Raw genomic sequence first — 21,441 nt, 5'->3', positions numbered from 1 at the left:
CCGGGGCTCATGGTACTGGGACGCTCCCGCACTGGCAGGTCCACGCTCTTGTCCCACCCCTCGGATCGCTCCTCATCACCGGCTCACGTCCCATCGCGGGACGCCGTCCCACCGACGGCGGCGTGGAGGAACAAGGCGCTTCGCTTCGGCGTCGTGCTCTGGGTGGTCGTGCTGTACGCGGCCTTCCAGCCGGGGCTGATGTCGGTCGACACCATCGACCAGTACGCGCAGGGCCTCCGCGGCGTCTTCGATGACGTCCACCCGCCCCTGGGCTCGTTGCTGCTGGGCCTCAGCGGGAGGCTGGTGGGCTCTCCGTGGCTGATCCTCGTGGGTCAGCTCCTCCTGCTGGCGGGGAGCATGGCGCTGCTGGTGCGTTCACCCGATGGGCGTCTGCAACGCAGGGGTCTGTTCATCCTCGGGGTCTTCCTGGTCGTGCCGACCGTCTGGGCGCTCGCGGTCACCCTCTGGAAGGACGTGATGGCCGCCGCGGTGCTGCTCGGCGCGGTGGCCGCCCTCAAGTGCCGCCGTCCTCTCCTGGCGCTGGTGCTGCTGATGGCGGGCACGGCGTTTCGTCACAACGCGCTCGTCGCGGCCCTGCCCCTGGCCATTCCCGTGATGTTCCAGCTGTCGCGCCCGAGGTGGCGCTGGCCACTGCGGGCCCTGGTGCTCGCGGGCCTCGTGGCCGGACTTGTCCTCACTCCGTCCCTGATCAACCGCGCGTTGGGCGCCAGCAAGGCCTGGGCCGCGGGCCAGCTCTTTGTCTTCGACCTCGCGGGCATCTACGTCACGCACCCTGAGCTGTTCCCGGGCTCCACCCTGGAGCAGGACACCTCCGCCCCGGAGCTGGCGCGCAGCTACTCGCCCTTCCACGTCGGGTTCCTCCTGGCGGGCGCTCCGGATGCGCGGCCGGTCCGCCTTGAAAGCCTTCCCGGCCGGCGCGACGTGCTGGTGCGCGAATGGACCCGTGTCGTCCGAGCGCAGCCCGTCGCGTACGCGCACCACCGCTGGGAGACCTTCCGGCGCCTCATCGGTGCCTTCGAGGGGCCGGTGTTCTTCCCCTTCCAGGCACGCATCGATCCCAACCCCTGGGGGTTTCAGCTGCCGGATCAGGGCCTGCTGCACCGGTGGCTGCGGAGGGGCGCGGACCTCGTGAGCAACTCCCCGCTGTTCCGGGGCTGGGCCTGGCTGGGCGCGCTCACCGCGCTGGCCCTGCTCTCGCTCTTCGACGTGAGACGCCGGCCGCTCGCGTTCTTCACCGCGCTGTCGGGCCTGGGCTACGGACTGAGCTACCTGGTCATCAGCATCGGCTGTGACTTCCGCTTCCTCTACTGGCCGGTCATCGCCACCTTCGCCGCGCTCGCCCTGCGGGTGACCGGGGAAGCTCCCGCGACCCAGACACCGTCCAAGTAGGTCCGGTCCGAAGGCTGCCGCCTTCGCACGCCAGGGGTAGAGCGGTCGGCTCTCATCCGGCTGGACGCAGGTTCGAGCCCTGCCCCTGGAGCGCTTCTTCCTCCTTGCGTTCACTACACAATGAACGTGATGGTTTTCCGGATTTACACGTCTGGTGATTCAATGCCATGCCCTACCCTCGCGGGGCAGTGCACGTTCATCCGGGCAAGGGAGCCATTGAAATGAATTGGCAGGCATTCCGGCGGCAGAATGGCGGCATCAAGCGTTCCACCCTTTGGGGCCTGGGGGCCGCGGTGACGCTCGCGCTCTCCGCGGCGGCCGTGCTGGCGCCCGCGGACGCGGCGGCCGAGGAAGACAATCCGTGTCCCTTCTCCGGTGTCCTCTGCCTGTTCGACGGGCCTGACTTCACCGGTGCGGTGTGGAACGTCATGGCCTGGCCGCCTGGCGGCGCGGGGACCTGTGTGAACCTTCCCGAGCACGGCTGGGAGGACCGGGCCGTTTCCGCCATCAACAACGGCCCCTACACCGCGTCGCTGTTCCTCAATGAGGACTGCGTTGGCGGCCCCCATCCCATTGGCCCCGGCGAGTGGGTCAGCCCCCTGACCTTCGCGCCCAAGAGCGTCTGGGTCTACTGAGCACCGGCCTTGCGGCCGCGCCAGAGCCGCAGCGTGGCGAGGAGGCCCAGCACCGTCAGGCCTCCTCCCGCCTGGGTGCAGCCGCTCTTGGATGGGTTCTTGATGGGCTCCTCGTCCTCGGGGTCTTCGACCACGTCGGTGCCCCCGTCGGCGCAGCCACCGGACATGCAGGGCGTGGCGCAGCGGAGCTCGAAGTCCACGCTCAGCGGCGGCAGCGCGATGTCCGCGTGCTCCAGCGTTCCCCTCAGCGTGGCCCGATGGCTTCCGGGCGTGAGGCCCAGGCCGGGCGGCGGCGGGTTGTACGTCGTGCAGACCGTGTAGAGGAACAGCAGCTGCCGGTTGTATTCGTACTTGTGGCTGTCCGGGTTGTCCTCGCCCGTCGAGGTCAACCCGTGGTGATTGGCGAACGACCAGGGCTGCCCGTCCACCTCCACCGCCCAGTGCACCCAGGGCAGGAACGGCACCAGCTCTGGCGATGGGGTGAAGCGCAGCGTGGTGGCGTCGCCTTCCTGCGGGCTTCCGCAGTTCGAGTCCCCGAACACCGGGAACGCCCCCCGGCTCGGCGTGTCCACGCTCAGCGTGCCCAGGGTCGTGGGCAGGGGCAGCTCCGGGCCCGCGGTGAAGGTCGCGGACTGCGTCTGCGTCTCCTGGTACTGGCAGAGGCCCTTCGCCTCGATGCGGTACTGCGTGCCCGGCACGAGCGGCGCCTTCGGGACCACGACGTGCGTCCTACGGCCGCCATTCGCCAGCGTGAAAGGCACCGGCGTGCCATCCGACTGGAGCAGCCGGAGGGTGGAGACGTTCGTGTTCTCCAGGAGCGGCGGTACCACCACGAGCCCGGGGACGTTCGCGGGAACCGCTCCGCCGTCCTCGGGGAGCGGGAAGCGGACATCCACCATGCAGTTGGGCGCGGCGCATGCCTCCGCGGAAGGCGGCGCGAGCGCCCCCAGCCCCAGGAGGAACATCCCCACCGCGCCCCATGTCCAGGTGTGTCCGTGCATTTGCTTCATCAGACACGGGAGTCCGGGAACGTGGGACATGCCTCAGGGATGATTCGTGCGCGGCCCGCGTCGCCAGAGCCGGAGGGCTGCCAACACGCCCAGCACCGACAGACCGCCTCCGGCCTGCGAGCATCCCTTGGCCTTCGGCGCGAGGTTGTCATCCGGGTCGGTGCCGGTGCCGGCGTCGGGGATGGGCTCGGTGTAGCCGCCGTCGGAGCCAAAGTGAGGACAGTTCACCTCGAAGGAGGTCTCCAGCGCGGGCAGCGCCGTCCCCGACTGTTCGAGCACCGGACGCAGCGTGGCCGTATGTACTCCGGGCACGATGCCCTCGGCCGAGGGCGGCATCCCGGGGGACTCGTAGCCACAGAGCGTGTAGACGGTCAGCAGGTCCCGCATCGTCCTGAATCCATCCGCGGGGATGACACCGCCGCTGGCATCCACCGCGCCGTGCGGGGCCGTGGCCCACGTCTGTCCATCCACCTCCAGCGTCCAGCGCACCCACGGAAGGAAGGGCACCAGTTCGGGGGCGGGGGTGAACTCCAGCGTTGCCCAGCCACCGATGTAGCCCGACGCGCACGACGCGCTGCCGTCCCAGACCTTGATCTGCCCAAGCTGTCCGTCTCCCGCCTGCAGCACGCCGGTCGTCGTGGGCAGCGCGGCCTCCGGGCCCGCGGTGAAGTCCGCCATCGCGACGAACGGATGCCCACCGCCGCCGCCACTGCAAGGGACGGTCCCCTCCAGGTGGTAGCGCGTTCCGGCAACGAGCGGGGCGGTTGGGGCGAGGACGCCGCTGTTTCCGGGGCCCTTGATGAGACGTGCCTCCACATCCACGCCTGCCTCCGTTCGCAAGCGCAGGCTCTGCTCCTCTACCCACTCATAGGCGGGAGGCACCACCACCAGGGCGGGCACGTTCGCCGGGACGACCGCGTCCGGGGGCAGGGGAACGCGGCTGTCCTCCACGGTGCACAGGGGGCGTCCGCACGCCTCCGCTGAAGGGGGCTTCAGCAGGCCAAAGCCTCCCAGGAACACTCCAATCGTCAGTGCCGTCCAGCCAGGTGTCTTCATGGCCCTTGAGACACGCGGGCCCGGCGGATTGGGACATGACGTTCCCTGGATGTGCCGGTTCAGGCAGGACCGCGACCGTTCAGCGAGCGGGGCCGACCGTCCGGCCCGCGGGTCCAGGATGCGGCCCTGTCCTCGGCCCATACTGCCGGGCATGCGACGCAAACTCATGCTGCTGGTGCTGGCCGTGGCGGTGTGGCTGCCGGCGCTCCACCTCCTGTTCCGGCCCCGCGACCGGGAAGCGCTGACAGCGGCGCTGGCCCTTCGCCAACGCACGTTCTCGCTCCAGGAATCGAGCGCGGAGCGCGACGTGCTCCACCGCACGAACCCGGAGTGGGACCTGATGGTGCGCACCTTCTCCGTGCTGTCGTTCGCGAACCTCGCGCTGTCGGAGCCCGCGCGAAAGGCGGAGCACCTGGCCGTGGTGGACGTGCTCATCGCCCGGACGCTGCGAGACGAACGGCGGGCGCATGAGGCCTTCTTCCTGCCCTACGTGCACGCGGGCCCCTTCAAGGACCCGGCCGGGCGCAGCCTCTTCGTGGACGGTGAGCTGGCATTGATGCTCGCCGCGCGCCAGATGGTGGAGAAGCGCGCGGATTACGCGCCGCTCTTGCGCGAGCGCGTGGACCTCATCGCCGGACAGCTGGAGCGCGCGCCGGTGCTCGCGGCGGAGAGCTACCCGGACGAGGGCTGGACCTTCTGCAACACGTTGGCGCTCGCGGCGCTGCGCCTGTCGGACAGGGTGGACGGGCGGGACCATGGCGCGCTCCTGCGCCGGTGGGTGGCCTCCGCGCGGAAGAACCTGTCCGACAGTCGGACAGGCTTGCTCGTGTCCAGCTTCACCTACGACGGCGTGACGAAGGACGGGCCGGAGGGCTCCACGCTGTGGCTCGCCGCGCACATGCTCCAGTTGGTGGACGCGGACTTCGCGAGCGACCAATACCAGCGGGCCCGCGCCGCGCTCCTGGGGCAGGCGTTGGGCTTCGCGTGGGCGGGGGAGTGGCCAGCGGAGGAGGCCGCGGTGCAGGACATCGACTCCGGGCCCACGATTCCGTGGGTGAACGCGAACGCGGGCTCCAGCGGGCTGGCGCTCGTGGGCGCGGCGGCGTTCGACGACGAAGAGGCGCTGGATGGGCTGCTCACCAGCCTCCACTTCGCGGCGTTCCCGGTGCACGACGACACCGGCTTGCGCTTCGCGGCGGGCAATCCGCTCGCGGACGCGGTGCTGCTGTACGCGCTCGTCGAAGGACCCCTCTGGCGCCTCGCGCGGGCGCCGCACCTGGAGGCGCACCGATGATGCGACACCCGTTCGTCATGGCCGCGCTGGGCATCGGCGCGCTCTTCCTGTCGCTGCACCTGGGCGGAGGTCGCGAGTCCGTGGGCGTGCTGTCCGGGACCGTCGTGGGCGGCCCGTGGAGCATGGGCTTTGGAGTCCTCTACGCGCTGGCCTGGTTCGGCATGGTGCTGGTGGCGCCGGTGCTGCTGCTGGCGGGGCTGGTGGACGCCGCGCTTCAGAGCAGCTCGAAGGTGAGCGTCACGTCACAGCGGGAATAGGAGTCCTTCGCCCGGCTCATCTCCAGCGAGATGCGCAGCCCCTCGTCGTTGGTGGCCAGCACACTCCGGCGCTGTGAATAGGTGTCCCACGAGTCCAGCCGGGAGTCCCGCCAGCTCCAGCCCGGGTAGCACGTGTTCATCAGATAGCTGGAGAGCAGGTGGAAGCGGTCCTGCGCCGGCGAGCACTCCAGGTTCGTCTGGACGCAGTACACGTAATCCCCCAGGACCCGTGTCTGGTAGACGGAGCAGCGCAGGTCCTGGATGTTCTTCGTGGACTCCCAGATGGAGAGCTCCTCCGTGTTGCCCCGCTGGGCCTGCCCCCGGAGCGGCTTGAAGCCCTTGCCCACCGTGCGCACCACCGCCTTCACGTCCTGGCAGAAGGCCTGCTTGTCCGGCAGCACGTTCCCGGAGCCCGCACTCGTGGAGTCCCCCACCTTCACGCTGGAACCGGGCAATGCCTTCCAATGGGACGCACGTGAACCATTTCGTCCCTGGGCATGGGCCCCTGTCGCCGACATGAGGCAAATGCCACCCAGGACCCACGGCCGAACGTTGCTGAGCAATGACATGGATTTTCCCTGGAATCAAAGACAGGCCTGAAAGACATCAGGGCGCGGGCTCCCATGACCCGTCCCCCTCCGAGTGCGGACGTATAGGCAAGGCGGGTTGTCCGGGTCAATCCCTGCCCTGAGGGCGCGTTTCGCGGAGAGGGTTTTCCGTGTGACGACGGGATGTGATTAGACTGCGCGCCGTCTCATCCCGAGGGGAAATGTCTTCACAAGTCAATGAGGGGGAAGCGGCCGGAGGGGCCGGCGGAAGGAATGCGCGCAACGCCGCGAGGCTGGCCCTGCTGTTCATGGGCGTGTTCGGGATGGCGCGGCTCGGGCAACTGGCTTCGCCGGAGGCGATGCCCCGGTTCCTGGAGGCCTGGCTGCTGGGGCCGTGGCTGTGGAGCGTGCCGCCCCGGCCCTGGGCGCTCGCGGTGTCTCTGGTGCCCTGGATTGCGTGGGCCCTGTTCCTGGCGGTGGCGGTGCACGGCCTTCGGGGGCGCGGCGCCCTTCCCCCGGCCCGGCTCGCGTCGGTGGCGGCGGGGCTGGTGGCGGGCCTGCTGCTGGTGGGGTTGCCCCGGCTCGCGTGGGTCCTGGCCGCGCTGCCGCACGCCCGCGCTCGGATGCTGAAGGCCTGTGCCTCCGGCATCGTGCTGCTTCAGGGTTGTGTGCCGTTGCTGCTCACCCAGGAGTTCCTCACGCGCTCGCCCCGCTGGGGCCTGGCCGTGCTCTGCGCGGACGCGGTGCTCCTGGGCTTGCAACTGGGCTTCCTGCGGGCCGTGTGGTGGACGTGGCGCGATGTGGAGGCAGCTGGCGCGGAGGCGGCGCCTGCCGTGGCCGCTCCGGCACCGGAGTCGGCGCGGCAGGAGGCGGGCTACGACTGCCCGGACTGTCCGGCGGCGACCCCGCTGTGGCGGAGCGAGGGGCGGCTGGGGTCCCACTGCGATGGCTGCGGCGGAGACCTGCTGACCGCCCGTGAGCAGGACCAGGTCTTCACCGAGCGCGGCCTGCGCGCGGAGTCGCTGCGCCGGCTGCTGGAGGAGCCCGGGGGCCGGCCGGCGAAGTGCGCCTCCTGCGGGGGCGCGTGCGCGACGGTGGTGTTCCAGGGCGTCGCGGTGGTGCCGTGCGCCTCCTGCGGGACGCTGTGGATGCGCGAGGGCGTCCTCCACCAGTTGAGCCAGGGACAGCATGGCCTGCCCCGGGTCTCCCGGGCCGCGCCGCCGAGCCCCGCGGCCCCGCTGCCGTCCTCCTGGTCCGGGGCGGGAGCGCTGGCGCTGCTGGGGATCGCCGCGGGCTTGTTCGTGGCGCCGCGCTGGAACCTGGACGCCTGCCCCTCCGGGACCACCTTGTGGCGCGCGTCCTCGCCAGCGGGGCACGCGCTGTCCCGCTGCGTGACGGCGCTGGACACGCCGGAGGGGCCCTCGTGGCTGCGGACCGCGCGGGGACAGTTGCTCTTCCGGGAGGCGTTCGTGAAGGGGCTGCGCCACGGGCCCTGGTCCCGCTGGGACCGGGAGGGACGGCTGCTCGCGGACGGTGAATACGCGAAGGGGCTGCCAGTGGGCGAATGGCGCATCCGCGACGAGGCCTCACCGGATGCGGTGGTGGCCCGCGCCCACTTCGCCGGGGGGCAGCTGGAGGGCGTGGTGGAGGACCTGTCTCCGGACGGGCGCGTGCTGGAGCTCAGGACGTACGCGGCCGGCAAGCTCCACGGCCCCTACACCCACTTCTTCGCGGGCGGCATCACGCACGTGGAGGGCCTCTACGCGCGCGGCCTGCGGGACGGGGAGTGGAGCACCTACGACGCCCGGGGCAACCGCCTGGAGCTGTCCTGGTGGCTGGCGGGACGGCCTTCGCGGGTGCACGGCGGCGCGCGGGCCCTGGCCCAGAAGGACGCGCGGCCGGAGGACGAGGAGGAGCGGGAGGCGCGCTGGGAGTCCGCGGCGGACATGGTGAGGGTGAAGCGAGCGCTGGCGGCCCAGGGGTCTTCCTCGCCCGTGGTGGAGGAGGCGCTGTACGGCGGACATCCGCTGGAGTGGTGGGGCCAGCGGCTGCGGCTCGCCTGGCCCCGGCGTGACACGGCGGACGGCGCCGCGCGCTACGCGCTCACCGTGCGGCGGGCGGGGCTCAACGGCCTGCGGGTGGAGGAGTCGGTGGCGGGCCCCAGCGTGAAGGTGGGGACGGCCGTGGCGGTCCCCGCGACGGGCACCGGTGCGCAGGCAAGCCAGGAGGCACCATGAAGGCGTGGGTCTGGGGAGGGCTGCTGCTCTGGGCCTGGAGCGCGGCGTCGGCCGCGCCCTTCGAGGTTCAACGCTCGCGGGAGTCGCCGGAGCACGCGCGCCTGGTGCTCGCGCCACGGACCGGGGCGGAGCGCGCCACGCTGCACGTGGTCTTCACCGTGGGGCGCTTCGACGAGGGAGGCCAGGCGGGGCTCACGCGGGTGTCCCAGCACGTCATGCTGGAGGCCAACCGGCGCGGGCGCTACGAGGACCTGGTGCGCGAGCTGTTCGGCGCGAACGCGACCCTGACGCTGTCGACAGGGCTGCGCCAGAGCAGCTTCACGCTGAGCGCCCCCCGGCAGGACTTCGATGCGCTCGCGGAGCGCTTGCTGACGCAGGTGCTCTCGCCCCAGGTGGATGACGCGCGGCTGGAGGCAGCGCTGGAGCGCGCCGGGCAGGACCCGTCGCTCACCTTCGCGGACGACTTCCTGGAGTCGGTGCTGGCCCTGGTGCTCTCCACGGAGCCGCGCTTCAGGGCCCCCGTGCCGCCGAACGCGCAGTCGGTGCAGTCCTTCTCCGACCGCGACATCTCCGCCTACCTCTCCGGGCCGTTGAGCCCTCGCAACGCGGTGGTCATCGCCGCCGGGGACTTCGACGTGGAGGCGCTGAAGCGCACCGTGGCCCGTTACAAGGGAGGGACGCCGTCGGCGGTGACGCGGCTGTCTCCCCAGCTTCCGGTGACGCTCAAGCTTCCGGCGGTGAGCGACATCAACGTGCTGGCCTATCCCATTGAATTGAAGGACGCGCGGCAGGCCGCGGCGGCGCGGGTGGTGGGCGTGCTCCTGGGACAGCGGCTGGAGCAGCGCTTCCGCCGCCTGGGCGTGGGCTACGCGCAGGACGCATCCGTGGTGCTGACGCCGTGGATGGATCAGCTGGTGCTGACGCTGCCCGCGCGGGACCCGTCCGCGCTGGACCTGGGGCCCTTCATGCTGGAGGAGGTGGGGGCGGTGCGCGAGGGGCGCGTGAGCGCGGAGGAGTTCGCGCAGGCCCGGGCCCAGGTGCTCGCGCGGCTGCGGACGGACGACCGGAGTCCCACGGAGGTGGGGCTCGCGCTCGCGGCGAGCGTGCACGCGCCGGCCTGGTACGCGCCGGAGCTGGAGGCCGCGCTGACGTCGCTCACGCCGGAGTCCCTCACTCAGTCCGTGCAGGGCTGGTTGGGAGAGGACCGCCGCGTCCATCTGCTGTTCACACCCAGCGTCGTTCCGCTCCGCTCCACGGCGGGCGCACGGATGCGGCGGAGATAACCCATGCCTCGCCCTTTCTCCTGGATGCCCGCGCTGCTCGGGTGGGTGCTGCTCGCCGCGTCCCCGGTGGGCGCGGCTTCACGCAAGCAGACCGCGTCCCAGCCCGCCGCCGCCGCGCCGGCCATCACCTCCGAGACGCTGTTGGATGGGACGGAGCTGCTGCTGGTGCCCCAGCCCGCGTCGGACACCGCGTCGCTGCGCGTGGTGGTGCGCTCCGGCGCCTCGCATGATCCGCCGGGCAAGGAGGGCCTGGCGCACCTGGTGGAGCACCTGGTGTTCCACGGCAGCCAGGACCTGGCGGGCCCGGAGCTGCGCGCGCGCGTGGAGGCGGCCGGCGGCGTGCTGAATGCCCACACCCTGTCGAACGCCACCGTGTACATGCTGGATGCTCCCGCGAGCGCGTTCGTCCCGTTGGCCCGGGACATGCTGCGCATGGTGACCAGTCCCATGCTCCCCGGCGGCAAGCGGCTGGAGCGCGAGCTGGGCATCATCCAGACGGAGAGCACGTACCACTTCAAGGACTCGCTGCTGGGCAGCCAGATTGAAGGGGCCCTCTTCTCCAGCGTGTCCGCCGCCTACGCGCTCATCGGTTCGCGGGACTCGCGCGGCCGCATCACGCGCGAGGACGTGCTGAGGTTCTACGCTTCGGAGTACCTCACCTCCAACGTCTCGCTTGTCTTCACGGGCGCCGTGGGCGGAGACGACGCGCGCCGCCTGGTGGACGAGGGCTACCGGCTGGCGCCGGCCCTGGCGGAGGAGCAGGTGGCGCCCGCGCTGGAGGAGGCCCTCTTCCCGGTGGAGCAGGAGACACGGGCGGACAACACCTTCGTGACGCTGGGCTATGCGCTCCCCAAGGAGGCGAGGGCGACGTGCCGAGCGGTGGCGGCGCTGCTCGAGCTGCGGCTGCTGCTCGCGGTGCACGTCAAGGAGCCCATCGTCTCCGGCGTGGACGTGCGGTGCCTCACGCTGCGCGGCAACGACCTGCTCCTGGCGTTCGCGTACACGCGCTCCCTGGACGGCTCCCTCCTGCCGTCGCGGATGCAGGAGACCTTCGAGTCGTTGGCGAAGCGTCCGCCCTCCGCCGTCGAGCAGAAGCTGCTGGCCCAGCGGGGACGGCGCGAGGTGGACGGGCTGTCGAGCGCGGGCCCGGCGTTGGCGGATGCCCTGGCGGCGGAGGCCTCGGAGCCGCGCCGGGAGGGCGGCACGGACCTGGGCTTCCTCCAGCCGCCGCCTCCGCTCACGCCCGCGGGAATCAAGGACTTCGTTCGCCGGTACTTCGTGGAGGAGCGCTCCGTGCGCATCGTGAGCACGCCGCTCTGAGCCTGGCTTTCAGCGCCGGTACAGCGTGCCGCCCTTCATCACCAGCCGCACCTGTCGCACGGCGCTGATGTCCTGCGTGGGGTCTCCCTCCACGGCGACCAGGTCCGCGAAGAGCCCGGCCTTCACCTGCCCGACGCGGTCCTCCCAATGCAGCATGCGCGCGTTGCCGGAGGTGGCCGCCTGGAGCGCCTGCGCGGGCGTCACGCCGCTGGCCACCAGCAGCTCCAGTTCGCGCGCGTTCTCCCCGTGCGTGAAGACGCCCGAGTCCCCACCCACGCACAGGGGCACGCCCGCCGCCAGCGCGGCCTTGAGGCCCTCGCGCTTCTTCTTCGAGGACTCGGGCTCCGGGTCCACGCCGCGCTTCCAGCCGCGGTACTGGAGCATGGCGTCGCCCGCCGCCAGCGTGGGGCACAGGAACACGCCCCGTTGGGCCATCAGCTTCCAGACCTCCGGCGTACCGGCGTCGCCGTGCTCGATGCTCTCCGCGCCGGCGAGCACCGCGCGCTTCATGCCCTCCGGCGTGCTGGCGTGCACGGCCACCGGGCGCCCGCCGCTCCTCGCCGTCTCCACGATGAGGCGCATCTCCTCCTGGGAGAAGGTGGGGAGCGCCTCGCCGCGAGGGCCCCAGCGGTAGTCGCCGTAGACCTTGATCCAATCCGCGCCGAGCCCCATCTGCCCGCGCACCGCGCGCGTGAGGCCGTCCACGCCGTCCGCCTCCTCCGCGCCCTGGGGCACGGTCCATTCGGACGCGAAGCCCTTGGGGCCGTAGCTGCCGGTGGCCACCAGCGCGCGCGTGGTGACGACCATGCGCGGGCCCGGGATGATGCCCTGGTCGATGGCCTGCTTGAGGCCCACGTCCGCGTCCGCCGCGCCCTCCGTGCCCAGGTCACGCGTGGTGGTGAAGCCCGCCATCAGCGTCGCCTTCGCGTGGTTGGTGGCCCGCGCCACGCGCAGCGCCAGGGACTCCTTGAGCACCTGGTCGTTCCAGGTCGCCTCGTTGTACGGATGCAGGAACAGGTGCGAGTGGCCTTCGATGAGGCCGGGCAGCAGCGTCGCGCCGGGCAGGTCGATGACCTCCGCCCCCTCCGGCGCCTTCACGCCCTGGGACGCTCCCACCGCGACGATGCGCTCGCCGGTGACGACCACCACCCAGCCCGTATGGGGCTTCGCGGCGGTGCCGTCGAAGACGCGCGCGGGGCGCAGCACGTAGGAACGGGCAGGGACCTGGGCCCGCGCGGACGCGGAGACGAGGACCCCGGACAGGACGGTGGCTAGGAGCAGGGCGCGCATGTGGGGGCGCAGTCTGCGCGCGTCGCACCGTCCGGGGCCATGGGTTGGTGGGGTAGGGCCCAAGGAGGGCTCATCTTCGTGTATGAGTCCCGGTGGGTTGGGTGCGTGCTTGGGGGGGCCGGCTTCCGGACGCTGCACCCTTCTTCAGGGGGATCTTCCATGAATCGACTGTTCGCGCTTGCCGTGCTGCTGTGCGTCGCCTGTGGCGACAAGACCGACCCGAAGTCTCCGGATGCGGGGACGGCGGGCCCGTCCGCCCTCATCGTCCACTCGGACTGGTGGGCCTTCGCCCGGCTCCTCCCCCAAATGGAGGACGTCACCGTCCTGCTGGGGGATGGCAGCCTCTTTCGTCAGCCCCTGGGCCGTGACGGCATCGCGCGGTTCGAGGGCGCGGCCACCACCCGCCCGCAGGACATCACCTTCGTCGTGAAGCTCGGAGACGAAGTGATGGTCAGCACGGCGCTGGGCGTGGAGGGCTCGGAGGTGTGGGTCCGCTCCATCCTGGGCTCACCCGAGGACCTCCCGTCATCCACCCGGCAGGCCACCCTCACCGGACGCGTGACGAACAATGGGTTCTCCTGGACGAATGTGTACGTGGTGGGAAAGGGCTTCACGGGCCACACGCTGGCCGAGTCGGATGGGAGCTTTCGCCTCGACGTGATGGGTGAAAACCCCGGCAAGGTGGCGCTGGTCGTCACCGACCGGTTCAACGCCCAGAAGGTGGGGCTGTTGCGGGACATCGCCGTGGGGGAGGGGCGGACGGTCGGGGACCTGGTCCTCCCCATGGACCACCCGGTGGACCAGCTGCTGTCTGTCGAGGTGCCGGAGGTCCAGCCCTATGCGCCGGTGGGAAACGTCTCCGCCTCCTTCCTGCTCGGGTCGGATGTCCTCTTCACGAGGACCACCTCCGGTGCCGAGCCCATCGAGCTCCCGGTCCTGGCCCGGACGCCGCCGTTCGACGCCGTGGAGGTCCGGCTGTCCGTGGCGGCGGGCAGCCCCGGCCAGCCCGGGACTGTGGTGGCGAATGCCTCGCCGGCTCCCCGGGGCGTCACGCGGTTGGCCCTGCCCGCGCCCATGACGCTCACCTCACCCACGCCGGGCACGGCGGAGGCGCCGGGTTCGGCGCAGCGCTCGGGCCTGACGGTGCGCTGGAGCGCTGACCCTGCCGCTCACAGCGTGATGGTGCGCCTGTTGCCCGTTGACTACGAGCAGCGGTTCTCCTGGGTCATCACCGCTCCCGCGACCCGGGACGGCTTCACCCTCTTCACCCTGCCAGAGGGCGTCGCACCCAGGACGCAACTGGGCGTGGGCCGCCACACCCTGGTGTGGGGCTCGAGCTTCCTGGGGACGGGCCGCGGCTACCAAAGCCTCTTCAAGGAGGCCCCTGCCGTGAACGGACTGGACGCGTGGGAAACGCTCTCGCACAGCGAGCTCATCCTCCAGGACTGAAGCGCGCCCCTTCCGCGTGCTGGCGCCTTGCCGCTACGGCGCCAGCGCGCGGAACACCTTGGTGTCGCCGTCGTAGTTGCCGGGGTTCCAGTACACCTTGTCCGCGCCGTCCCGGCCGTCGATGTCCGCGAAGAAGAAGCCGGTGTTCTCCGAGTTGCTGAAGCCCGTGTTGTCCATCACCGGGCTGCCCGCGAAGTTGGTGCCGGTGCTCGGATAGATTTGCATCCGGCCCTCGCGGAAGCCCGGCCGCCAGAAGACCTTGTCCGCCTTGCCGTCGCCGTCCACGTCCGCGAAGTAGAAGCGGGACGTGTCCACGCCGCTGGTGCCTGACTCGTGCAGGAAGAACAGCACGAACGCCCCCGCGCCGGTGGAGCGGTACACGCGCGTGCGGCCCCCTTCCTGGTCCGGATTCCAGAGGATGCGGTCCGCCTTGCCGTCGCCGTCCACGTCCGCGAAGGACACGCGGGTGCCAGCGCTCGTGTTCGCTCCCGTCGTGCTCGTCACCGCGGCGCCGAACGACACTGTGCCGTTGCACTTCGACACGAAGGTGTCGAACGCGCCGGACCTCTGCGTGGGGTTCCAGCGCACCAGGTCCGCGCACCCGTCGCCGGTGATGTCCGCGAAGAAGAAGCGCGTGGCGTCGCTGGTGCTGGCCGCCTGGGTGACGGCCACGCGGTCGCCGAAGGTGCCGTCGCACTTCGCGGGGTAGATGCGCACCTCGCCGTCCCCCAGGTTGGGCCGCCAGAGGACCTTGTCCGCGCAGCCGTCGCCGGTGACGTCCGCGAAGAAGAAGCGCGTGGTGGCGACACCGCTCGTCGCGCCCGTGTTCTTCACCGCCGTGGCGAAGCCGCCGTCGCACTTCGACTTCGCCACCCACGTCTCGCCTTCGCCCACCGCGTAGTTCCAGGTGATGCGGTCCGCGCAGCCATCTCCGGTGACGTCCGCGAAGAACAGCTGCGTGCTGGTGGACGTGCCGTTGGGCGTGGGCGAAAGGGTGGAGCCCGCGGTGAAGATGGACGGGCGAAGGGTGGCGAGCACCGGGTAGTGGTCCGACGGCGTGAGGCCGCCGCTCTCCGTCCGGTCGATGGCGGGCGCGGACGAGGTGAGCGCGCCCCCGTTGTGGAAGATGTAGTCCAGCCGCTGGTACTTCGTGGACGTGGAGCCGCTCCACGCGTTGTTGAACGTGGCGTCAGCCTCGCCCGTCACGCCGTCGAAGCGCGCGGTGCGGAACAGCCGGGCCCCGCCCTCCAGGTCCGCGATGGTGGTCTCCCCCGGCGTGGACTGGCCCTGCGCGTCGGAGTTGAAGTCCCCCATGGCGATGACCGGCAGGCCCCCGGGCTTCGTGGCCAGGAACGACGCCATCTGCTCGGCCTCCTTGAGCCGCCCCAGTGAGCACGCCGCCGCGTAGGCGAAGTGCGTGTTGGCCACGAAGTACACCTGGCCGGACGTCAGGTCGCGCAGGCCCACCCAGGCAATCTTCTTCCCCTCCGCGTGGCTGAAGCACGTGGCGCTGGAGGCGTAGGGATTCACGAGCGCCTCGTTGCCCTGGCCGACCTCGGGGGCAATCTCGAAGCGGTTCTTCTTGAAGAAGATGAGCTTCGGGCTGCCGCCGCCCGGGTTGTAGACGCCGTAGGGCTTGTCCGCGCCCGTGAGCCCCGCGATGAGGTCCGCGGGGATGCTGGGGCCGCCCGAGGGCGCCTGGGCCTCCTGCACGCCGACGATGTCCGCGTTGTTCGCGAGGATGCGCTGGAGGACCGCCGCCTTGCGGTTGGGCCACGCGCGCACGCCCGTGTCCAGGGGACCGCGCACGTTGTACGTCATCACCCGGAACGCCTTGTGCTCCGTCGTCGCCAACGCCCGTGACTGTCCGGGCAGCGCGTCAGGGGAGGGCGGCGCGCCTCCGTCCGGCCCACAGGCCAGCAACGGAGTGAACACCGAGAGCAGCGCGGCGGCGCGCGCGAGATGGGGACGGAAGCATCGCATTGCTGCGATTATATATGGAAAACGAGAAATAACATAAATTCCGTCCAGGCATGCTGGCGCGCCGTGGATGTCTCACGGCGCGCGAAGGCCGCGCCCGGCGTGGGGCGCCGGACGCGGCCTGGGCATGACTGCGATTGCGGGCTACTGGCGCACGACGCGCTTGAGCTTGAAGGGCGAGGGCGACTCGCTCATCGTGTAATAGGCCGTGCCGGTCGGGTCGTACTCGATGGCCTCGCCTTGTCCTTCCACGGTGTCCGTCAGGGAGACGGGCGTGGCGGCGAACGCGGTCTCGAAGGCCGCGCCGGTGGCGGCGCGGAACTCATACACCTTGCGGTAGGTGCGCAGCAGGAAGCGGTTGGCGCACGGGTGGATGGCGCCGGACGTGGCGGCGCCGTAGTTGGTGTCCGTGGTGGTGGGCAGCGGGAGGTTGGCCACGAACACGAGCGTGCTCATCGTTCCCGGCGTGGGGAGCGGCTGGGGGAACTTGTAGACCTTGCTCGCGCCCGAGTAGGACTTGGTGACGATGTAGATGTCGCCCGTGGTGGGGTGGACCATGATGGTCTCCGCGTCCTTGGGCGTGTCCGGGTACTGGAAGGGGAAGGCCTCGGCGGTGAGGTTTCCACTTGTCTGGCCCGCGCCGATGTCGGGCTCCGGGATGCGGTAGACGGCGAAGGTGGACGGCGGCGTGGGGAAGTTGGCGCTCGAGCGGCCGATGTCGCCCATGTAGATGCACTGGCCAGCGGGGCACGGGCCGGTGGCGACGTCCTCCCAGTCCGCGGGCGTCACGTTGGACACGGTGAAGGTGCCCTTCGTGCTCGCGTCCGCGGTGCTGATGGCGACGATGGCGGTGGTGTCCTCGTTGTGCGCGTAGAGGACGCCCGGCGTGAGGCGGCTGGCGGCGATGCCCGACGGCTCCACCAGCGCGGTGGCCGTCACGGTGCCCTGGGTGGTGTACGCGGTGGAGAAGGTGTCCCCCACGGAGCAGGAGGTGGAGGCGTTGGCCGCGCGCAGCGCCACCACCTGCGCGGTGTTCGTCTCCGCGTAGGGGGAGGAGCCGTTGAACGAGCCCTGCGCGCCCGCGGCACCCAGGTCCTTGTAGGCCACGTTGTAGATGACGCCCGTGGACGAGGACACGAGGCAGGTGTCCTCGGGTTCGGTGAAGCCCGCGGGCGGGACGATGGGGCTTGCCGGGCACGCGGCGCCGGTCCACAGCTGCGAGCCGAACCACACCGCGACGCCGTTGGCCGTGCTGGTGGAGAGGGCGGGCGTGTTGAAGCTGGCGGTGAGGCCGTTCTTCTGGCCCGTCTGCGCGTCGATGGGGTTGGCCGTGTCCACGCCGGAGAACGCGGAGATGCTGCCGGCCATGTAGCTGGCGATGTCGATGTTGAACGCGTACGTGGACGGCTCGGACGCGGTGGCGACCTTGTAGAAGATCCACGCCTTGAGCTGCGACGCGCTCTGGTCCGAGCGAACCAGTGTCCAGCCCGCGGGAGGCGTCGCCACCGCGGCCACGTTGTTGCGGTTGATGATGCGCGCCAGCAGCACGTCACCCACCGCCGTGCCCGTGGGCTTCGCGATGCTCAGCGACGTGCGCGTGCTGCCGCCCGCCGTGGCGCTGCTCCGGTACGCGATGTTGGACACCGCCTGCCGGGCGGTCGCGACCTCCTGCTCGGGGAGGGAGGAGGCGTCTTCCGCCAACGGCCCGCAACTCGCGAGCGTGAGCAGCGATACCGAGCACAGCATGTGTGAAACATTCCGGTTGAAGAACGTCAAGGTCACTCCTGCCTGGGGATGAGGCGAGTCGAGGCAGGAGGTTTTCGACAGGTCCCGGAAAGTGTTGCGGATTCCGTGCGCGGGCGCCCGCCGGTTTGACTGTGATTGCAATCTTCCGCGAGAGGCCTTTCCTCGCGTGCTCGGGTGTGGAAGAGGGGAGGGCATGAAGCGTCACGCCCCGGCCACCGAACGCAACCGCGAACCGCTCCTCGCCGTCCTCCGGGAGGTGCTGCCCACGGAGGGCACGTTGCTGGAGGTGGCGAGCGGCACCGGCCAGCACGCGGCCTTCTTCGCGAAGGCGTTCCCGGGGCTGACCTGGCAGCCGACGGACGGCGACCCGTCGTCGCTGGAGAGCATCGACGCGTGGCGCGTGGAGGAAGGGTTGGCCAATGTCCTGCCCGCGCGTTTGCTGGACGCGAGCTCGGACGCATGGCCGGTGGAGCACGCGGACGCCGTGCTCTGCGTGAACATGATCCACATCTCGCCGTGGGCGGCCTGCCAGGGATTGATGCGGGGCGCGGCGCGGGTATTGCGTCCGGGCGGACGGCTGGTGCTGTACGGCCCCTACTTCGTGGAGGGGAAGGAGGCCGCGCCGAGCAACCTCGCCTTCGACGAATCGCTCCGCGCGCGCGACCCGTCCTGGGGCGTGCGCGAGCTGGGCGCGGTGACCGCGGAGGCGGCGCGCCACGGGCTCCAGCGCGAGCGCGTGGTGGAGATGCCGAGCAACAACCTCACGGTGGTGTTCCGCCGGTAGGACTTCCGCCGGGACGGCGCTCGTCACGCCGTCCCGGCGCGTGGGCATGGGCTACATGCCGGGGCAGTTGCCGCCCTTCAGCTGGCGGGCGGTCTCGTGGACCTCGTCGATGAGCTGGCGCTGCTGCATGTGGTCCTGCGCGGAGTAGGTGATGGTGATGCCCTCCGGCGTGTCCGTTGCCACGGCCTTGGAGGGGACGCTGGGCGCCCCGGCCATGCCCTGGGCGCCACCTCCGCCGGTGCCGCTATCGTCGCGGCCATCCTGCATCTCCGTGGCGCTGTCGCCCAGGTCCTCCTCCTGCGCCAGGTCCAGGGGTGTCTCCGCGCTGGCGGTGCGCTTGGACTGCTCGTTCAGCATCCGTCGGGCGCGCGCCTGGAGGTCGGACACCTGCGACGGGTCGGACGTGGTGAACATGAGCGCCACGCCGTCGGACGTGTCCTGCGTCTGGACCTGCGCGCCCGGAACGGACATGGGGCAGCGCTGGTCTCCCGTGGACGACATCGCGGTGGCGGACATCGGCTCCTTGGACTCCTCCTTGTGCATCCCCTTCTTGGAACAACCCGCGGAGAAACAAAGCGCCGTGGTCGCGGCGAGCATCAGCGGCAGTCGGGACATGGGCATGGTGTGCCTCCTCTGTCGTGGGTTCGTCGTGCGGCAAGGTGGAGAGGCATCCCAGCCCTTGCAACACTTCCTCCACGCTGCCTTGCCTGAAGGCCCCACCCCGTGGATGGACAGCGCTATCGGGGAGCGGACACGCGGGGCCGGCTCACCACACGGCTTCGAGCTGGAGCATCACCCCGTGCTTCTCGTAGTTGCCGTTCGTGGCGTCATACGCGTGGCAGAGGTGCTCCGCGCCTTCGCACGCGGCGGGGTCGTCGTCCGTCAGTCGCGTGTCGATGTTGGAGCGGTTCACCAGCAACTCGTAGCGAGCGGTGAGCCGCAGGTGGCTCGACAGCCGGGCGCTCACGGAGGGGATGAGCACGAAGCGCGTGTCGTGGCGGCGGCGGACGTCCCACGTCTCGGTGTCTCCTCCGGCCGTCACGACGCGCAGGGCGTTGTCCTCCAGGTAGCGGCGCCACTCCACGTCCGCGTCCAGGCTGGCGGTGAGCCATGGCAGGGGTTGCCACCGGCTGGCCACGCCCACGGCGTGACCCGTGAAGCCGAACGGAATGACATACGTCTGCGACACGAGGGATGCATCCTCGCTGGTGAAGGATTGCTCCAGCGTGCCGATGCGGTCCTGCCGGTAGCGGTACCACGCGGTGATGCTCGCGGGCCCCAGGCGCCATTCCTGGGACAGCGTCGCGTCCAGACGTGGACCGGTGAGGTAGGCGAACTCCTCTCCAATTCCGTCCTTGCCGGCGGCGCCCAGGTCCAGCCGCGTGCTGGTGTGTTCGGTTTCGTCCCAGGCCAGCCACGCGGTGGCATTCACGGAGGCCTGGAGTCCCCGGAAGTCCGCCAGGCCGGTGAAGAAGATGTCTCCGCCCGCGAGGAACCCCACGCGCACCCGGTGCGCGGCCTCCCACTCCGCGGCCGCCGTCGCGCGGTGGAGCTGGAGCGAGTAGTCCCGGACGGAGGATTCAGAGTAGGCGCGCTGGCTGCCGCCGTAGGACAGGGCCGCGAAGAGCCGGTCGGACAGGCGGAAGCGCGCGGTGATGCCCACGCTGGCCTCCGCGAAGGGGCTCGCGGTCACCACGTCCGCGTTCGCGCCGGACACGTCGCGGGCCGCGACGCCTACCTGGAGCACGTTGCTGTCGAAGCCCGGCCCCACGGTCGCGGAGGCCCAGAGGGCCGGGCCGCTGGAGCGCAGTCCGTGGGAGAGCAGGTCCAGGTACTGATACGCCGTCGCGCGGTCCAGCGGGGTCAACGTCAGCGCGAGCGCCACGGTGAGGTCCTCGCGGGCCTCCGCGCGTGAGCCCATGCGCCAGGCCGACGCACCCGCCATGAGCCGGGCCCTGCCGGAGTCGGGCTGCCGCTCCGCCGCGCGCAGGAAGTGCGCACGGGCCTCGTCGAACCGGCCGGCGTCGAAGGACGCGAGTCCCTGACGGTAGGCCTCATCCCCTTCGTTCACGGCGGGCGAGACCAGGGCGCGCAGCTCCTCTACCTGCAGCGCCTCCGCCGTGGATGCACCCGGCGAGGCTCGCTCCGCCCATTGCGCGGCACGGTCCGGAGCGCCCGCGTCGAACGCGGCGAAGCCAGCGTTGATCCACGCCACGCGGGCGAGTGGGGCACCTTCACGGACGCGCGCGAAAGCCTCCTCCGCCTCCGCGAAGCGCCCCAGGGCGTAGAGGCATGCGCCCCGGTTGAAGTTCCAGGCGTCGGGCTCCGGAGCATCCGAAGCGTGCCCCGCGGCCTCCAGGGCCTCCAGCGCTTCCGCGGGACGGCCCAAGCGGAAGCGGGCCAGTCCCACGAGGTACAGCGAGGCGCCAGAAGGTGGGGCCTGGAGCGCCTGCTGTTCCGCCTCCGCGTACCGGCCCGCCGCAAAGGACTCGCGCGCGTCCTCCAACGGCTCCCCGGCCGCGAGCGCCACCAGGAGCAGCAGGCCCGTCCACACGCACCGCGACGTAGCGCATTCCCCGCACGGGTGCGAGGGCAGCGCACCGCGCCATCCGGCACGGGGAGAGAGCCCGGTGCACACCGACCCAGTCCGTGCTCACGGCGTCGCCAGGTCCTCTGACATGACTCCCGTCCAGATGGAGGCGAGTCGAGAACCCTGAGGGAACACGCCCCCTTGGCGGCGACCCGGACAAACCTGTCCGACAGTCGGACAGGTTTTGGACAACCGCGGCAGGGGGCCGCCGCTTCATCCGGGCTGCGGAAACCTGTCGGACAGTCGGACAGGTTTTGGAGATTCGAGGCGGGAACCCTCCTGCGCTGACGACCCCGCCTTCAGCGCCGCGGCGGCTGTTGGGGCTGCGCGGGAGGCTGCTGATTGGGCGGCGGTGGTGCTCCGTCGGTCCTCGGGGACGGCGAGCGCATGCGGCCCTCGTCCCCTGGCGGGCGCGATCCGTTGGGCCGGCCGTCCTGTCCCGGTCCACCCGAAGGGCCACGCGCGTCCGGACCCGGAGGGGGACGGGCCGTGTCGCCCCGGGGCGGTGGGGGAGGGCGCTCCGCGTTCCTGCGCCCCAGGATGGTGTCCACC

Annotated in this window: 17 protein-coding genes and 1 pseudogene; 9 read left to right on the top strand and 9 right to left on the bottom strand. The window is 71.0% G+C overall.

The window, feature by feature from the left end; translation table 11 throughout:
• Positions 1-153 precede the first annotated feature (153 nt).
• Positions 154-1,410 carry a hypothetical protein gene (locus D7Y11_RS13225; RefSeq protein WP_199753727.1) on the top strand — a complete coding sequence of 419 codons (1,257 nt, stop codon included), beginning with the start codon at positions 154-156 and terminating at the stop codon, positions 1,408-1,410.
• A gap of 221 nt (positions 1,411-1,631) precedes the next feature.
• Positions 1,632-2,045, top strand: coding sequence for a peptidase inhibitor family I36 protein (locus D7Y11_RS13220; protein WP_158624545.1), 414 nt, complete (start codon positions 1,632-1,634; stop codon positions 2,043-2,045).
• On the opposite strand, the gene D7Y11_RS13215 is transcribed toward D7Y11_RS13220, so the two are convergent.
• The gene (locus D7Y11_RS13215; RefSeq protein ID WP_126933873.1) at positions 2,039-3,046 is read right to left on the bottom strand and encodes a hypothetical protein; all 1,008 of its coding nucleotides are present in this window, start codon (positions 3,044-3,046) and stop codon (positions 2,039-2,041) included. The two genes, D7Y11_RS13220 and D7Y11_RS13215, sit on opposite strands and share 7 nt — an antisense overlap.
• A gap of 42 nt (positions 3,047-3,088) precedes the next feature.
• Positions 3,089-4,111 carry a hypothetical protein gene (locus tag D7Y11_RS13210; protein ID WP_126933872.1) on the bottom strand — a complete coding sequence of 341 codons (1,023 nt, stop codon included), beginning with the start codon at positions 4,109-4,111 and terminating at the stop codon, positions 3,089-3,091.
• A gap of 151 nt (positions 4,112-4,262) precedes the next feature.
• On the opposite strand from D7Y11_RS13210, the gene D7Y11_RS13205 reads away from it, so the two are divergent.
• Both D7Y11_RS13205 and D7Y11_RS13200 read left to right on the top strand, forming a co-directional pair.
• On the top strand, positions 4,263-5,405 hold the full coding sequence (locus tag D7Y11_RS13205) for a hypothetical protein (protein ID WP_126933871.1): 1,143 nt from the start codon (positions 4,263-4,265) through the stop codon (positions 5,403-5,405).
• A complete protein-coding gene (locus tag D7Y11_RS13200; RefSeq protein WP_120580445.1) occupies positions 5,402-5,662 on the top strand; it encodes a hypothetical protein in 261 nt (86 codons plus the stop codon). The genes D7Y11_RS13205 and D7Y11_RS13200 overlap by 4 nt, the downstream gene beginning before the upstream one ends.
• Here the strand turns inward: D7Y11_RS13200 and D7Y11_RS13195 are convergent.
• A complete protein-coding gene (locus tag D7Y11_RS13195) occupies positions 5,620-6,117 on the bottom strand; it encodes a hypothetical protein (RefSeq protein ID WP_120580446.1) in 498 nt (165 codons plus the stop codon). The two genes, D7Y11_RS13200 and D7Y11_RS13195, sit on opposite strands and share 43 nt — an antisense overlap.
• A 314-nt stretch (positions 6,118-6,431) precedes the next feature.
• Between D7Y11_RS13195 and D7Y11_RS13190 the strand changes: the two genes are divergently transcribed.
• From D7Y11_RS13190 to D7Y11_RS13180, 3 genes are read left to right on the top strand one after another with little or no spacing between them, the layout of a single operon-like run.
• Positions 6,432-8,447: a toxin-antitoxin system YwqK family antitoxin gene (locus tag D7Y11_RS13190; protein WP_126933870.1), complete on the top strand. Its 2,016-nt coding sequence runs from the start codon at positions 6,432-6,434 to the stop codon at positions 8,445-8,447.
• Positions 8,444-9,730 carry a pitrilysin family protein gene (locus tag D7Y11_RS13185; protein WP_126933869.1) on the top strand — a complete coding sequence of 429 codons (1,287 nt, stop codon included), beginning with the start codon at positions 8,444-8,446 and terminating at the stop codon, positions 9,728-9,730. The genes D7Y11_RS13190 and D7Y11_RS13185 overlap by 4 nt, the downstream gene beginning before the upstream one ends.
• A 3-nt stretch (positions 9,731-9,733) precedes the next feature.
• Entirely contained in the window at positions 9,734-11,050 is a 1,317-nt protein-coding gene (locus tag D7Y11_RS13180; RefSeq protein ID WP_126933868.1) for a pitrilysin family protein, read from the top strand.
• 9 nt (positions 11,051-11,059) lie between these two features.
• On the opposite strand, the gene D7Y11_RS13175 is transcribed toward D7Y11_RS13180, so the two are convergent.
• Positions 11,060-12,340: an amidohydrolase family protein gene (locus tag D7Y11_RS13175; RefSeq protein WP_126933867.1), complete on the bottom strand. Its 1,281-nt coding sequence runs from the start codon at positions 12,338-12,340 to the stop codon at positions 11,060-11,062.
• 159 nt (positions 12,341-12,499) lie between these two features.
• Between D7Y11_RS13175 and D7Y11_RS13170 the strand changes: the two genes are divergently transcribed.
• Positions 12,500-13,789 carry a hypothetical protein gene (locus D7Y11_RS13170; RefSeq protein WP_126933866.1) on the top strand — a complete coding sequence of 430 codons (1,290 nt, stop codon included), beginning with the start codon at positions 12,500-12,502 and terminating at the stop codon, positions 13,787-13,789.
• 33 nt (positions 13,790-13,822) lie between these two features.
• Here D7Y11_RS13170 and D7Y11_RS13165 read toward each other — a convergent pair whose 3' ends face one another.
• A complete protein-coding gene (locus tag D7Y11_RS13165; RefSeq protein ID WP_126933865.1) occupies positions 13,823-15,772 on the bottom strand; it encodes an FG-GAP-like repeat-containing protein in 1,950 nt (649 codons plus the stop codon).
• 141 nt (positions 15,773-15,913) lie between these two features.
• Complete coding sequence (locus D7Y11_RS13160; protein WP_233607276.1) at positions 15,914-17,515, bottom strand: cell wall anchor protein; 1,602 nt, start codon at positions 17,513-17,515, stop codon at positions 15,914-15,916.
• Positions 17,516-17,708: 193 nt separating this feature from the next.
• Here D7Y11_RS13160 and D7Y11_RS13155 point away from each other — a divergent pair, with 193 nt between their 5' ends.
• Entirely contained in the window at positions 17,709-18,299 is a 591-nt protein-coding gene (locus D7Y11_RS13155) for a DUF938 domain-containing protein (protein WP_126933863.1), read from the top strand.
• Between the two features lie 51 nt (positions 18,300-18,350).
• Here D7Y11_RS13155 and D7Y11_RS13150 read toward each other — a convergent pair whose 3' ends face one another.
• From D7Y11_RS13150 to D7Y11_RS44250, 3 genes and pseudogenes are all read right to left on the bottom strand, one after another.
• Positions 18,351-18,920 carry a hypothetical protein gene (locus D7Y11_RS13150; RefSeq protein WP_120579843.1) on the bottom strand — a complete coding sequence of 190 codons (570 nt, stop codon included), beginning with the start codon at positions 18,918-18,920 and terminating at the stop codon, positions 18,351-18,353.
• Positions 18,921-19,065: 145 nt separating this feature from the next.
• Complete coding sequence (locus D7Y11_RS43270) at positions 19,066-20,853, bottom strand: tetratricopeptide repeat protein (RefSeq protein WP_158624519.1); 1,788 nt, start codon at positions 20,851-20,853, stop codon at positions 19,066-19,068.
• Between the two features lie 335 nt (positions 20,854-21,188).
• Positions 21,189-21,441 (bottom strand): annotated as a pseudogene (locus D7Y11_RS44250) (hypothetical protein); the annotation flags it as partial.

The sequence above is a fragment of the Corallococcus sp. AB018 genome (genome assembly GCF_003986945.1).
Lineage (GTDB): Bacteria > Myxococcota > Myxococcia > Myxococcales > Myxococcaceae > Corallococcus > Corallococcus exiguus.
Note: the sequence above shows the minus strand (reverse complement) of the source record. Positions and strands in the feature narration are given on the sequence as shown.